Below are 13,008 nucleotides of genomic sequence, written 5' to 3'. Positions count from 1 at the left end.
CCCGCCGACCTCAGCTCCCGGTCGGTGGGGCGGTCAGGTCCAGTCGCCAGTCGTTGGCACGCATCATCCGCCCCGGCGGGTATTCGAAACCGGTCTCGCCCAGCAGCGTGAACCCCGCCTTGCGGCACACCGCGTTCGAGGCGGGGTTGTCGACCGACGGGTACGCGTGCGCGTGACGCCGGTCCCGTCGGGCGCGGGCCACGTCGAGGGTCGCGAGCACCGCGTCGGTGGCCAGCCCCCGCCCCCGGTACGCGGGCAGCACCGCCCAGCCCAGCTCGTACACCGGTTGGTCGCGCCACTCGCGGGCCCAGTAGCCGACGCTGCCCGCCCGTGTCCCGTCCGGCAGCACCAGCGTGAACATGCAACCCTGCCCGGTGTCGGCGAAGTGCACATAGCGGTCGTGGCGGGCGAGCACCTGCTCGTCGGTCTCCGGCCCGCCGGTGTGCTTGCGGGTGTCCGGTGAGTTGAGCTGCCGCAGCAGGTCAAGGTCGTCCTCGCGCCACGGCTCAATGCGTACCTGGGTCATTGCGCTCCCTTGTTCGTCGAGCCCAGTCAAGCCGATCCCACCGACATCGCGCCCGAAACCGCGCCCGCTAGATCAGATCTAGCGGGTTTCTGTCGTCACCTCGCGCCTTCACCATGGGAGGGGGTGGTGGTCATGACACCGTTGCGGATCGCCGTGATCGTCGGCAGCACCCGGGAGGGGCGGGTCGGCGACCGGGTCGCCGGCTGGTTCGTCGAGCAGGCCGCGCGGCACGACGACCTGGCGGTGACGGTCGTTGACCTGACCGAGTACGACTTCCCGGCCAGCTATCCCGCCGAGCCGACCGCGTCCATCCGGGCGTTCGTCCACGAGGTGGGCCGGGCGGACGCATTCGTCGTGGTCACCCCCGAGTACAACCACAGCTTCCCGGCCCCCTTGAAACAAGCCATCGACTACGCGTACGACGAGTGGCAGGCCAAACCGGTCGGCTTCGTGTCGTACGGCTGTCGGTCCACCGGCCGGCACGCCGTCGACCAGTTGCGCACGGTCTTCACCGCGCTGCACGCGATGACGGTGCGCGACGTCGTCGGGATCGACCTGCTCGCCTCAGGGCCGACCCCGCAGTGCACCGACGAGCTGCGCCGCGACGCCGGCGTCCTGCTCGACCAGGTCCGCTGGTGGGGCCTGGCCCTGCGAGCCGGCCGGGCGGCTCGCCCCTACGTCTCCTGAACACGTCCGACGGAAGGTAAGAATCATGAGTAGACGCACCACCGGGCTGGCCATCGAGGCCGACGGGTTGACCCGCTCGTTCGGGGACACCCGGGCGCTGGCCGGGATCGACCTCCAGGTGCCGGCCGGCACCGTCTACGGCCTGCTCGGGCCGAACGGGGCGGGCAAGACCACCGCGGTCCGGGTGCTCGCCACGTTGCTGCGCCCCGACGGCGGGTCCGCCCGGGTGTTCGGCCACGACGTGGTCGCCGAGGCCGACAAGGTCCGCTCCCGGGTCAGCCTCACCGGCCAGTACGCCTCGGTCGACGAGGACCTGACCGGCACGGAGAACCTGGTCCTCCTCGCCCGCCTGCTCGGCCTGCGCAAGCCGGCCGCCCGGGAGCGCGCGGCCGCCCTGCTCGCCGCGTTCGGCCTGACCGAGGCGAGCGACCGCCAGGTGAAGAAGTACTCGGGTGGAATGCGGCGGCGCATCGACATCGCCGCCAGCATCCTCAACACACCCGATCTGCTCTTCCTCGACGAGCCGACGACCGGTCTCGACCCGCGCAGCCGCAACCAGGTGTGGGAGATCGTCCGGGCGGTGGTGTCGCACGGCACCACGGTGCTGCTGACCACCCAGTACCTCGACGAGGCGGACCAGCTCGCCGGCCGGATCGCGGTCGTCGACCACGGCCGGGTGATCGCGGAGGGCACCCCGGGTGAGTTGAAGTCGTCGGTCGGCTCCGGCACCGTGCACCTGCGACTGCGCGACCCCGGTCAGCGACCCGAGGCGGAACGGGTGCTCCGGGAGGCGTTGGACGTACCGGTGCAGCTGGCCGCCGACCCGGTGGCGTTGACCGCCCGCGTCGGTGAGGCCGGCACCGACCTCGACGCCAGCGCCCAGGCCGCTCGCGTGCTCAGCGACCTGGCCCGCGCCGGCATCGCGGTGGACAACTTCTCCCTCGGCCAGCCCAGCCTGGATGAGGTCTTCCTGGCCCTGACCGACCACCCGGCGGTGCCGGCCGACGAGCGCGGCGACGAACTGGAGGTTGCCCGATGAGCGACACCACGACCACCACCACCGAACGGGCGCCGTCCGTCTACGTACCGTCCGCCGAGGCGCTGGCGACAGTCCTCGCGCCCGGTGCCCGACCGCCCCGGCCGAGCGCGCTGGGCGCGTCGCTCACCTTCGGTTGGCGGGCCATGCTGAAGATCAAGCACGTGCCGGAGCAGCTCTTCGACGTGACCGCGTTCCCGATCATCATGGTGCTGATGTTCACGTACCTGTTCGGTGGCGCTCTCGCCGGCAGCCCGCGCGACTACCTGCAGTTCTTCCTGCCCGGCATCATGGTGACCAGCGTCGTCATGATCACCATGTACACCGGTATCGGCCTCAACACCGACATCGAGAAGGGCATCTTCGACCGGTTCCGGACGCTGCCCGTCTGGCGACCGGCCGCCCTGGTCGGCATGATCTTCGGCGACGTGCTGCGCTACATCCTGGCCGCCCTGGTGATCCTGGGCCTCGGGCTGGTGCTCGGGTTCCGGCCCGAAGGCGGGGCGCTCGGTGTCGCCACCGGGATCGGGCTGCTGGTGGTCTTCTCGTTCGCGTTCTCCTGGGTGTGGACGTTCTTCGGGCTGATCCTGCGCAGCGAGAAGTCGGTGATGGGGGTCAGCATGATGGTGCTGTTCCCGTTGACGTTCCTCAGCAACGTCTTCGTCGAGCCGAGCACCATGCCCGGCTGGCTCCAGGCGTTCGTGAAGGTCAACCCGGTGACGCAGCTGGTGGCCGCGATCCGAGGCGCGATGAGCGGCGAGTCGGACCCGTCGGCCACGATGTGGCTGCTGCTGTGGAGCGCCGGTTTCGTGCTCATCTTCGGCACGCTGACCATGTACAGGTACAACCGCCGCTGACCTGCTCCGACCCCGATTGACGGGTGCCGCCACCTGTGGCGGCACCCGTCGGCTGTGGCGGCACCCGTCGGCTGTGGCGGCACCCGTCGGCTGTTCGGTTGTCGATCAGACGACCGCCGGCACCTCGACTCGGGTGATGCCGCGCAGGCGGCTGGCGTCCTGGCTGGGCGGCGCGCCGAACTGGCGACGGTACTCACGGCTGAACTGCGAAGGACTCTCGTAGCCGACGCGGATTCCCACCCCGGTGACGTCGTTGGGATGGGTGGCGAGAAGGAGCCGGGCCTCCTGCAACCGGATCTGCTTCTGGAACTGGATCGGGCTCATCGCGGTCACCGCCTGGAAGTTGCGGTAGAACGCGGACACGCTCATCCCGGACAGCCGGGCCAGATCCTCCACCCGGAACGCCTGCGCGTAGTGGTCGCGGATCCACCGCACCGCTCGGGCGATGTGACTGAGGCTGCTGTCGGCCAGGCCGAGCTGCCGGACCGCGGCCCCCTGCTCCCCGGTGAGCAGCAGCCAGAGAATCTCCCTCTTGATCAGGGGCGCGAGCACCGTGACGTCCCGGGGCCGGTCCAGTAGCCGAAGCAATCGGACCACCGCGTCGCCGAGCTCGGCCGGAGCGTCGCTGACCACCATCCCGGAGGGCGTCCCGCCCGACAGGGGTGGGAGATCGCCCGGTGCCGCCTGCAACAGCAACTCCGCGACCGTGGCCGGGTGCAGCACCAGCCCGAACCCCAGCGCCGGCGTGTCGGCGCTGGCCTGGGTGAACCGGCCGGTGACCGGCAGATCCACCGACGCCACAAGGTACTGGCCCGCGCGGTACTCGTACACACGGTCACCGAGCGCCATCCGCTTCGCGCCCTGGGCGATGAGCGCCAGCACGGTGCCCGACATCGACGTGGTTGGCCCGGTCTGCTGGTCGACCTTCGAAATCAGCACCCCCTGGATGGGTGTGGACATGTCCGGGCGGGCATGGCGGGACAGCAACGTCCGCAGCTCGTCGAGGTACACGGCCCGATTGAAGCACATGACCGATGCTCGCCACAACGAGAGGATCAGGCAAGTACGGGAGAGCATTCTTCTAACGTTTCCGCAGGTGACGATGCTCTTATTGAAGAGTCAGTTTTCCGGAGCCGCAGCAAGAGCTCGACGATTAGGAGTCACTTCGATGACCGTTCACCACGGGTTCCAGGCCACCATGACCGCCCAGCCGGGAAAGGCGGACGAGCTGATCCACCTGTTGCTCGACGCGCCGTCCCTGCCGCACGACGACTGCCTCGTCTTCCTGGTGTCCCGCTCGGCCTCGAACCCCGACGTCGTCCACGTCACCGAAGGCTGGACCAGCGCCGAGGCGCACAGCGCGTTCTTCGCCGGGGAGCAGGCGCAGGCCCTGGTCACGAAGCTTCAGCCGCTGCTGGCCGGCGACTCGACGTACACCGACGCCGTGCCGGTCGGCGGCAAGGCGACCTTCTGAGCCGGCGACCGCACCCCCTCACCCCGCACCCGCACCCCGCACCCCGCACCCGCGAAAGGACCCACGATGAACCTCCCCCGACCGGGCATCGACCCCGAATTGCTCGTACCCCTGACCGAACTGCCGCCCATGCCGCCCCTCGGCCCCGAGGTGATCGACCAACTGCGCCACTTCCCCCAGCCGTCGATCGAGACCCACCTGGAAGGCCGCGCGGTCTCCCGGCGCGAGGTCACAGTGCCCGCCGGTGACGGAACGCCGATCCCGCTGTCCATCCTCAGCCCCACCGATCGGGCCGCCGGCGCGCCCTGCGTCTACTGGATCCACGGCGGCGGGATGATGTGGGGCGACCGATTCTCGAACATCGACGTTCCGCTGGAATGGCTCGACCGGTTCGGTGCCGTCGTGGTTACCGTGGATTACCGGCTGGCCCCGGAGGCAACCGGCACAACCCTGGTCGAGGACTGCTACCACGGTCTGCTCTGGGTCGCCGAGAACGCTGCGGATCTCGGCATCGACCCGGCCCGCATCGTCGTGGCCGGCGCCAGCGCCGGAGGTGGCCTGGCCGCAGGGGTCACTCTCATGGCCCGCGACCGCAACACCCCGACCATCGCCGCCCAACTGCTGTCCTGCCCCATGCTCGACCACCGCAACGACACCACCTCCAGTCGCCAGTACAGCGGGCTGGACGGCGTGTGGACCCGGGAGATGAACGAGTTCGGGTGGCGCAGCGTCCTCGGCGAGCACCCCGACCAGAACGTCTCCGCGTACGTCTCACCCGCGCTGGCGGACGACCTGTCCGGTCTGCCGACCACGTACATCGACGCCGGGACCGCCGAGGTGTTCCGCGACGAGGACGTCGCCTACGCCACCCGGATCTGGTCCGCCGGCGGCCAGGCCGAACTGCACCTGTGGGCTGGCGGCTTCCACGGATTCTCGGCGCTGTTCCCGCACGTTCGCGTCTCCGACGCGGCACGGCGCACCCAGGCCGACTGGCTCGCCCGGGTCCTGGAACCCAGCCCCGATCTCAAGGACTGAGCCGGGCCCGCGGCCGGCGCCGACCATCTGTCGCGCCGGCCGTGGGTTCAGAGCCGCCAGGGCAGCGGCTCGGCGGGTCGGTAGCAGCAGGTGGTGCCGGTGGAGACGGAGTCGCGCAGGTGGCTTGCCAGTGCCGGGTGCCGGTCGTCGAGCTTGCGGAGCGTGTCGCGGATTCGCGCGGTCACCGTTTTGCGGGCCCGTTCGGCCTCGTCGCCCAGGCGGCGGCTCCGACCGGCCAGCCCCGCCGCCGCACGCAACTCGTCGAGCAACGCGCCCCGCTCGGCGTCCAGCTTGGACACCTTCTCGTCGTCATCGCGGGCAGCGGCCCGGTCGATCTCTTCGTCAAGACGGGCCAGGTGCCGCCGGTAACGGGCCTTCGCCTCGTCGTCGAGGACCGGGTCGGCCCCCATCCGGCGGGCGGCGACCAACTCCGGCCCGGCGGCCGGGTCGAGCAACTCCACCGCCGGCACGTCGCTGCCCGGCCTACTCAACAGCAGGTGCAGGTCGTGCAGACCCTTGGCGTCGGGCAGATGCACCACGACACCGTCGTACGCGAGCTGCCAGACCGGCCCGTCGCGCCGAAACTCGTACCCCTCGATGGCCGGCACGCCCGGCACGGCCTGGCCCGGCGCGACGGTCTGATCTGGGTGGTCGGCGTCGGGAGCGGTCGGGGCGGCGAGCCGGTGCAGCACCTGCGTCATGCCGAGAGCCGCCGCGTGTTCGACGGTGGTGGCGCGCAGCGCGGCCGCCGTCGCGGCGTCGCCCGGGTGACCCCGGCCGGCGAGGGCGTTCACGAGACCGGCACGGGCGATGAGCGACCAGGGGCGGGCGCCCAACCGCTCGGCGGACTCACGGGCGGCGGTGAAGCCGGCGATGGCGTCGTCCCAGCGTTGCTGGGCGGCGTCGATCAGTGCCAACCAGTGGTCGACCGGGCCGCTGATGTCGCAGCCGAAAAGCCCCACGGTCCACTCTCCCCGGTGCGGGGCGAGTGCGGCCCGCGCGGCGTCGCAGCGCCGCGGGTCGGCGGATGCGGCGGCGACCTGCGCCCGTAACCGCAGCCAGAGCGGCGACACCGGACGCGGGTACCGGATCGCCGCGGCCTCGATCCCGGCGGTCAGCCGGATCGCCGTCGCGCTGTCGCCCCGCTCCGCCGCGGTGATCGCCCGCAGCAACTCCTGGTAGGGGTAGTCGACCGGGGCCAGCCCGTCCAGCAGCGTCTCGGCTTCGGCGAACCGACCCTGGAGCAGCAGCCGGGACCAGCGCAGGTGATGGCCCATGAACCCGAACTCGGCATGGCTCGGGTCGGAGGAATCACCGAGGAAGGCGAACCGCTCGTCGGCCTCCGCGAAGTCACCCCGGAAGGCGGCGATGATCCCGCTGTCGACGGTCGCCGCCACGTGGTGCCGGGTGGAGTCGCCGTGCTGGTCCACGGTGACGAACGTGGCGAACTCCTCGTTGAAGTGCGGGTCGCCCAACTCGAGCAGCGCCACCCAGCGCAGCGAGGTGGCCCAGAGCTCGGTCTCCCGGTCTCCGGTGCGGCGGGCCACGTCCCGGATCTCGGTGGTCAGCGCGGCGCGGGCCGCCGCCGTGCCCAGCCCCCAGGTGGTGTCGTGGCGGGCCCAGAGGCTGAAGGTGAGCGCCTCGTCGTCCTGCCCTCGACGGGCGATGGTCTCGGTGGCGGTGATCAGGTCGGCGACCAGCGTGCCGACCGACGCGTCGGCGGCCGGTTCGCCGATCAACTTCCGGTACGCGTCACGCAGCAGCTCCGCCGCGTCGACCGAGTGGGTGGTCTCCACCTGACGGGCGCGGTTCACGATGAGGGCGACGCGGGCCAGCAGCACCGGGTCGTCGAGTGTGCGCGCCAGCGCCCCGGCCTCGATGAGCAGTGCCGTGGCCTCTTCCCGGCCGGCGTGGTGATATTGCGCCTCGCCGAACTCGACGAGGATCCGCACCCGTTGCTCCCGGTCTTCGACGACCTCCAACGCCCGGCGGAAGTGCACCGCCGCCTCGTCGGCGGCCAGCCGGCTGAATGCGTCCCGCCCGGCGGCGACCAGCAGCGTGGCCACCCGGGCGCGGTCGAGTGCGGGGCCGGCGAGGTAGGCGTGCCGGGCGAGGTCGGCCGGGACCAACTGATCGGTGAGCTCCCGCAGGTCGTCGACCGCCCGGACGACCGCGCCGTGCCGCGCCTGCCGTTCGTCGTGGGACAGCCCGTCGTAGAGGGTCTCCCGGACCAGGTCGTGCGCGAAGGCGAACCGGCCGCCGCCCCGGGCGATCACCAACCGGGCGCTCACCGCGCGGTCGAGCAGCCGATCGACCTGTGCCACCGGGGCGGCGTCGCAGGCCGCCAGGACCTGGCGGTGGAACTCGCGGCCCAGCACGGCCGCGACGGTGAGCGCCTCGACCACGGCCGGCGGCAACTGGGCCAGGCGGAGACGCACCGCTTCCCGTACGCCGGGTGCGATCGCGCCGGCCGCGTCGTCGGCGTGCCACAGCCGGGCGGTCTGCTCGACGAAGAACGGGTTGCCCCCGGTACGCCGGTGCACCTCGTCGACGAGGTCGCCGTCGGGTTCCCGCCCGGCGGTGCGTGCCATCAGCGCGGCCACCTCGTCGCGGGCCAGACCGGTGAGGGTGATCGTGGTGGCCTTCGCGACCAGCGGCATCAGGAGGGGGCGCAGCGGGTGCTGCTCGCCCGCCTCGACCTCGGCGTCGCGGTAGGTGCCGACCAGCAGCAACCGTTCGAACCAGGTGTGCTGGGCGGCGAAGCTCAGCAACCGCAGGGAGGCCGGGTCAGCCCAGTGCAGGTCGTCGAGGACGACCACCACCGGCCGCTGCTGGGAGACCGAGACCAGCGCGGCGGTCACCGCGTCGTACAGCGCGAACGCCTCCTGGTCGACGCTGTCCCCACCGGTGTCGACGCCGGCCCAACTGGCGGCGCGCACGGCCTGTTCGCTGCTGGTGTCGGCGTCGCCGAGCAGCGCCGCGAGGGCCGGCTCGGCGTCCGCCCGCGCCACCGCCCAGTCGTCGGCGGATCGCCGCAGGCCGCGCAGCACCTGCACCCACGGCCAGTAGCCGGGAGCGCTGTCGGAATCCCAGCACGCGGCGCCGAGCACCAGCGCGCCGCGTTGCCGGGCCTCGCGGGCGGCCGACGTGACGAGGGTCGTCTTGCCGATGCCCGGCTCGCCGGTGACCAGGACGAGCCCGCCGTGGCTGGTGGTGGCGCGATCCAACTCGGCGCGCAACAGGCCCGCAGGATGATCCCGCCCGATGATGGCGTCGCCGCGCCGCGCGTCCATGGTTTCCAGACGGTACGGCAACCGTCCGACAGCGCGAGCGAGTTAGCCGGCCGACCCCCTCTCCTGGACGTGGGAGCGCATGCGTTGTCCGGGCGCTTGAGAGCTGATGTCGTCAACAAATCATCCCCCATCTGTCCCTAACCTTCCCTATGCGCGTACGATAGGGAGTGATGACGGAGGACATGTATTCAGTTGAGCAGGTCGCCGACCGGCTTGGGCTGCACGTAAGGACGGTGCGCAGCTATATCCGCTCGGGCCGGCTGCGGGCGGTGCGGATCGGCAAGCAGTACCGGATCGCCGCCAGTGATCTCGACGCGCTCACCGGCCACGCCCCGACCACGCCCAGCGTCGCCAGGCAGGCGGAGGTGTCGAGCATCGTCCAGATCGACGGTGTCGACAGAGCCGCCGCCGACCGGCTCGGCACGCTCGTGCTCACCAGCGCCAACACCGGCCACGACCAGGCCAACCCGCTGCGGGTGCAGACCGTGTACGACGAGCAACGCCACCGCATGAAGATCATCATCCTGGGTGACCCGGCTGCCACCGCTGAATTGCTACACCTGCTCGACGCCGTACTCAACGCCGACAACGGCCTGCTCGACCGGGAGGTCCACGATGCCTGACGAGATCCAGGAGCGCGCCGGAGTGCCGGTGCTGGTCTGCGACCCGGCGGGGCCACCGGTGGCTACCGAGCAGGATGCACTGGACCTGATCGGGGCTGCTTTCCTCGGCGCGCAGGTGGTCGCCGTGCCGGCCAACCGGCTCGACGACCGCTTCTTCTCGTTGGGCACCCGCTTCGCCGGGGACGTGATGCAGAAGTTCGTCAACTACCGGGTGCGGCTGGCAGTCGTCGGCGACATCTCGGCGCAGCTCGCGGAGAGTTCCGCGCTGCGCGCGCTGGTGCACGAGTCGAACCAGGGTGGGCACATCTGGTTCGTCCCCGACCTCGACGCACTGGACGCCCGCCTGCGCGCCGGAGGATAGCCACCTCACCGGTCGGGCGCGAGCGCCATCTCCACCGCGTCCGGCTCCACTCCCCTGACCCGAGCCTGCTCGGCCGCCCACCGCAGGTAGGCCAACCACTCCTCGGACGACCAGCCGTTGCGCCGGCCGACACCCGCCTCGGCCGGGAGTCGGCTGGCCACGACACGGTCGAGGATCAGGGGCTGCACCCCGCCCACCCCGCCCGTCCCACGCCGGTAGCCGACGAAGTAGAGGACCTTCGTGACCAGGCCCGGCCCCAACCAGGGCAGACGGGCCTGGTCGGGGTCACGGAAGCGGCGGTACGCCGTACAGAGCGCGTCCTCGTCAGGCGATGGCGTGGACACCCCTTCCAGCGCGCACGCCAGGCGTTTGCCCTCCGGGTCGGCGTCGAGCGACCTGGCGGCGCGCCACGGGCCGTACCCGATGGGTCCGTAAGCCCAGACCAGCACGGCCGTCAGTAGTTGCCGCGGGCTCGCGACACCCGCGCGGCATGCCTCGCTCACCGCGAAGACGTCATGCCGCCAGATCTCACCGCTGGCCGGAAGAGTGTCCGGCCACGCGTCCGGCGGCAGCCCCGCCCGCCACCGGTCGACGTTCACCGTGACCGGGGCCCGCTCGCCGGGTAACACCACACCTTCGGTCGTCTGCATGGTCGCCTCCATCAGGTCGCGCGCTCGCGGAACCCAGTGGGTCGGACGCTATGGGCGGGCGCTTCCCGGCGCCGCCCGCCGACGGCAAACCGCGGTATCGGTGGCATGGGCGTGGCTCCATCGGCGGCGTCACTGGACTGACGGACGATGCGCAGGCATCGACGCTGGTGCATATCATTCGGCTATGTCTGCTCGCCGCGTCACCGCCACCATCGCCCTCGCCGCGCTGGCGAGCCTGCTCGCCGTCAACGCCGCCCGGGCCGACGGCCCGGCGATCAGCACCCCCGGCACCCCCACCGTGGTCGTCAACGAGCCGCATCAGCTCACGCTCAGCTGGGCACCCTCGGCCTGGGTGGAGCCCGGCGCGGAGCAGCCGATCAACTACGAGGTGCAGGTGCCGCTGGGGCCGAACACGTACCGCTTCCTCGGCTCCACGACCGACACCACGATCACGCTGACCGACCTCGCGCCCGGCACGACGTACCGGATCGGGATTGCCGCCCGCGCGCTCGGCGGCTACTCCGACACCTCGCCCACCACCACCGTGCGCACCGCAGCGGGCCGCGCGACGGTCAGCTACCTCAACCTCGACTGGTCGCCGACCAACAGTCAGATCCAACACCTTCTGAAGGTCACCAACACCGGCGCCGGGCCGCTCGACCTGAGCACCGTGCAGGTGCGCTACCACCTGATCTTCGAGGGCGGCAACACCTCGCTGGTGCCGAACTGCGACTGGGCGGCGCTGGGCTGTGACCGGATCCAGCAGACCGTGCAGTTCTTCGTCCCGCCGGGCGGGCCGCCGCCCGGGGCGTTGACGACGCCAGCTCCGCCGGGTTACCCGCTCCCGGGAACGCCGGTCCCCGGCTGGGTGGAGCTGACCTTCACCGACGGCACGCTCGCGCCGGGCCAGTCGACCGGGCCGATCCAGCTACGGCACCACCGGCACAGTTGGAGCGCCATCGACGAGCGCGACGACCCGAGCTGGCTCGCCGCGACCGGGCAGTGGACCTCGAACGACCGGATCACGCTTGATGTGGACGGCGTACGCGAGTTCGGCGACACCTACTCCTGACCGCTCCCAGCCACTCCCGACCATGCGCCGGGCGACCGGCGCGCCCCGGGTCCGGATGGCCTTGTCCTGATGAGCGTGATGTCTGTGGGTCATCACGATGACTCACAGACATCAACCTTCTCGGGGAACTGCACCCCACCGCCCGGCACCCCGGGCGCTGGGGCGTGGGGCAGGTGGATGCGGGTGGCGGGGACGCCGAGGGCGCGCAGCCGTGGCCGCGCGGCGGCCAGCATCGCCTGTGGGCCGCAAAGGTAGATCTCCTGGTCGGGCTGGTGACAGTCGAGGGCGATGGTCAGGGCGTCGCCCCGCTCGGCGGGCTCGGCGCAGGGGTCGTCGGAGAGCGCCGGCACGACGGTCAGCCAGTCGTGGGCGCATTGCAGCTTGTCGAGGGCGATCGGGTCGTACAGGTCGGTGAAGGTGCGCGCACCGACGACGAGCGTCACCCGCCGGCCGTCCGGTGCGGCGGCGACCTGCTCGACCAGGGCGCGCAGCGGCGCCAGGCCGGTGCCACCGGCGACGAGCAACAGATCGCCCGTGCTCGCCGGGTCGAGGCTCAGCCCGGTGTCGGCGGGTGGGCCGAGCCAGAGCGGCTCTCCGGCGCGTACCTCATGGACCAGGCGGTGGGAGACGGTGCCGGCGGGTACGGCGCGGACGTGCAGCTCGACGGTGCCGTCGGGGCGTGGGGCGTTGGCCGGCGAGAGCCAGCGCCAGTGACCGGGCATGCGCGGCGTGCAGACCGGCAGGGCCTGACCTGGCTGGAAGGGCAGCCGCCGCCAGGGACGTACCGTCAGAATGGCGATGTTGGGCGACGGCCGGTCATGGCCGATCACCTCGACGTGCCACCAGGCCGGGCCGGCGTCGGCCTGCGCGGCGGCGCGGCGGATGGCGCGCGTGGCGCGGCACAGGGCACGCTCGGCGGCGGTGGCGAGCTGCGGGGTCCACAGCGGACGGGCATGGCGGGCCACGGTGGCGAGCAGCGCGTCGCCGATGGTGCTGGTGTGCGGGAGCAGGTCGAAACGACGGTACGCGCGGCCGAGCAGCAGGAGCAGCGCCGCCCGGTTCGCCGGGGCGTCATCGCCGATCAGGAGGCAGCCCAGCGCGGTGAAGAACAGCGGCGCGTCGCGCTGCGGGAGCAACCCGGGTCGGCGGTCTTCGACTGTGCACCAGAAGTCCCCGGCGGCCCGGACGTCGACCGACTCCCAAGCGGCGGCCAGGCTCGCACGAGTCGCGTGGTCGTCGTTCACGGTGCGCATGCCGGCTCCAAGTGGTTGATTCCTGGGCTGGCACCGGGGCGGGCGGGGCGGAGCTGCGCCGTTGAGGGCCGGCGCAACTCCGGGACAAGGCACCCGCCCCGGGCCATGCGTCGACTGTCGCGCTTGACCAGGCACAACGGC

Annotated in this window: 13 protein-coding genes; 8 read left to right on the top strand and 5 right to left on the bottom strand. The window is 71.7% G+C overall.

Annotated elements, in window-relative coordinates; translation table 11 throughout:
- Positions 1-10 precede the first annotated feature (10 nt).
- Positions 11-526 carry a GNAT family N-acetyltransferase gene (locus EV382_RS30715; RefSeq protein WP_130407650.1) on the bottom strand — a complete coding sequence of 172 codons (516 nt, stop codon included), beginning with the start codon at positions 524-526 and terminating at the stop codon, positions 11-13.
- A 132-nt stretch (positions 527-658) separates the two neighbouring features.
- On the opposite strand from EV382_RS30715, the gene EV382_RS30710 reads away from it, so the two are divergent.
- The 3 genes from EV382_RS30710 to EV382_RS30700 are packed head-to-tail and all read left to right on the top strand — an operon-like array spanning position 659 to position 3,106.
- On the top strand, positions 659-1,213 hold the full coding sequence (locus EV382_RS30710) for an NADPH-dependent FMN reductase (RefSeq protein WP_130407648.1): 555 nt from the start codon (positions 659-661) through the stop codon (positions 1,211-1,213).
- A gap of 25 nt (positions 1,214-1,238) precedes the next feature.
- Positions 1,239-2,252 carry an ATP-binding cassette domain-containing protein gene (locus tag EV382_RS30705; protein WP_130407646.1) on the top strand — a complete coding sequence of 338 codons (1,014 nt, stop codon included), beginning with the start codon at positions 1,239-1,241 and terminating at the stop codon, positions 2,250-2,252.
- A complete protein-coding gene (locus EV382_RS30700; RefSeq protein ID WP_130407644.1) occupies positions 2,249-3,106 on the top strand; it encodes an ABC transporter permease in 858 nt (285 codons plus the stop codon). The genes EV382_RS30705 and EV382_RS30700 overlap by 4 nt, the downstream gene beginning before the upstream one ends.
- Positions 3,107-3,211: 105 nt before the next feature.
- On the opposite strand, the gene EV382_RS30695 is transcribed toward EV382_RS30700, so the two are convergent.
- Positions 3,212-4,117 carry an AraC family transcriptional regulator gene (locus tag EV382_RS30695; RefSeq protein ID WP_130407642.1) on the bottom strand — a complete coding sequence of 302 codons (906 nt, stop codon included), beginning with the start codon at positions 4,115-4,117 and terminating at the stop codon, positions 3,212-3,214.
- Positions 4,118-4,274: 157 nt separating this feature from the next.
- Between EV382_RS30695 and EV382_RS30690 the strand changes: the two genes are divergently transcribed.
- On the top strand, positions 4,275-4,580 hold the full coding sequence (locus tag EV382_RS30690) for a putative quinol monooxygenase (protein ID WP_130407640.1): 306 nt from the start codon (positions 4,275-4,277) through the stop codon (positions 4,578-4,580).
- Positions 4,581-4,646: 66 nt separating this feature from the next.
- Entirely contained in the window at positions 4,647-5,615 is a 969-nt protein-coding gene (locus EV382_RS30685) for an alpha/beta hydrolase (RefSeq protein ID WP_130407638.1), read from the top strand.
- Positions 5,616-5,662: 47 nt separating this feature from the next.
- Here EV382_RS30685 and EV382_RS30680 read toward each other — a convergent pair whose 3' ends face one another.
- On the bottom strand, positions 5,663-8,908 hold the full coding sequence (locus EV382_RS30680; protein WP_130407636.1) for an ATP-binding protein: 3,246 nt from the start codon (positions 8,906-8,908) through the stop codon (positions 5,663-5,665).
- A 170-nt stretch (positions 8,909-9,078) separates the two neighbouring features.
- Here EV382_RS30680 and EV382_RS30675 point away from each other — a divergent pair, with 170 nt between their 5' ends.
- Both EV382_RS30675 and EV382_RS30670 read left to right on the top strand, forming a co-directional pair.
- On the top strand, positions 9,079-9,531 hold the full coding sequence (locus EV382_RS30675) for a helix-turn-helix domain-containing protein (RefSeq protein WP_130407634.1): 453 nt from the start codon (positions 9,079-9,081) through the stop codon (positions 9,529-9,531).
- Positions 9,524-9,892, top strand: a complete 369-nt coding sequence (locus EV382_RS30670; RefSeq protein WP_130407632.1) for a DUF4180 domain-containing protein — start codon at positions 9,524-9,526, stop codon at positions 9,890-9,892. The genes EV382_RS30675 and EV382_RS30670 overlap by 8 nt, the downstream gene beginning before the upstream one ends.
- A 5-nt stretch (positions 9,893-9,897) precedes the next feature.
- Here EV382_RS30670 and EV382_RS30665 read toward each other — a convergent pair whose 3' ends face one another.
- Positions 9,898-10,542, bottom strand: a complete 645-nt coding sequence (locus EV382_RS30665) for an 8-oxoguanine DNA glycosylase OGG fold protein (protein WP_130407630.1) — start codon at positions 10,540-10,542, stop codon at positions 9,898-9,900.
- A gap of 184 nt (positions 10,543-10,726) precedes the next feature.
- On the opposite strand from EV382_RS30665, the gene EV382_RS30660 reads away from it, so the two are divergent.
- Positions 10,727-11,614, top strand: a complete 888-nt coding sequence (locus tag EV382_RS30660; protein ID WP_130407628.1) for a fibronectin type III domain-containing protein — start codon at positions 10,727-10,729, stop codon at positions 11,612-11,614.
- A 92-nt stretch (positions 11,615-11,706) separates the two neighbouring features.
- Here EV382_RS30660 and EV382_RS30655 read toward each other — a convergent pair whose 3' ends face one another.
- Positions 11,707-12,867 (bottom strand): FAD-binding oxidoreductase, encoded by a 1,161-nt coding sequence (locus EV382_RS30655; RefSeq protein ID WP_130407626.1) that lies wholly within the window; start codon positions 12,865-12,867, stop codon positions 11,707-11,709.
- Positions 12,868-13,008 lie beyond the last annotated feature (141 nt).

Origin of the sequence: Micromonospora violae (genome assembly GCF_004217135.1) — a bacterium.
GTDB classification, from domain to species: Bacteria; Actinomycetota; Actinomycetes; order Mycobacteriales; family Micromonosporaceae; genus Micromonospora; species Micromonospora violae.
The sequence above is the reverse complement of the archived record's forward strand: the minus strand, read 5'-3'. Positions and strand labels throughout refer to the sequence as shown.

Excerpts from the sequence above, each read along its gene's own strand:
- EV382_RS30655 (WP_130407626.1), bottom strand. The coding sequence starts at position 12,867 with ATGCGCACCGTGAACGACGACCACGCGACTCGTGCGAGCCTGGCCGCC.
- EV382_RS30665 (WP_130407630.1), bottom strand. The coding sequence starts at position 10,542 with ATGCAGACGACCGAAGGTGTGGTGTTACCCGGCGAGCGGGCCCCGGTC.
- EV382_RS30690 (WP_130407640.1), top strand. The coding sequence starts at position 4,275 with ATGACCGTTCACCACGGGTTCCAGGCCACCATGACCGCCCAGCCGGGA.
- EV382_RS30685 (WP_130407638.1), top strand. The coding sequence starts at position 4,647 with ATGAACCTCCCCCGACCGGGCATCGACCCCGAATTGCTCGTACCCCTG.
- EV382_RS30700 (WP_130407644.1), top strand. The coding sequence starts at position 2,249 with ATGAGCGACACCACGACCACCACCACCGAACGGGCGCCGTCCGTCTAC.
- EV382_RS30680 (WP_130407636.1), bottom strand. The coding sequence starts at position 8,908 with ATGGACGCGCGGCGCGGCGACGCCATCATCGGGCGGGATCATCCTGCG.
- EV382_RS30705 (WP_130407646.1), top strand. The coding sequence starts at position 1,239 with ATGAGTAGACGCACCACCGGGCTGGCCATCGAGGCCGACGGGTTGACC.
- EV382_RS30710 (WP_130407648.1), top strand. The coding sequence starts at position 659 with ATGACACCGTTGCGGATCGCCGTGATCGTCGGCAGCACCCGGGAGGGG.
- EV382_RS30660 (WP_130407628.1), top strand. The coding sequence starts at position 10,727 with ATGTCTGCTCGCCGCGTCACCGCCACCATCGCCCTCGCCGCGCTGGCG.
- EV382_RS30675 (WP_130407634.1), top strand. The coding sequence starts at position 9,079 with ATGACGGAGGACATGTATTCAGTTGAGCAGGTCGCCGACCGGCTTGGG.
- EV382_RS30670 (WP_130407632.1), top strand. The coding sequence starts at position 9,524 with ATGCCTGACGAGATCCAGGAGCGCGCCGGAGTGCCGGTGCTGGTCTGC.
- EV382_RS30715 (WP_130407650.1), bottom strand. The coding sequence starts at position 526 with ATGACCCAGGTACGCATTGAGCCGTGGCGCGAGGACGACCTTGACCTG.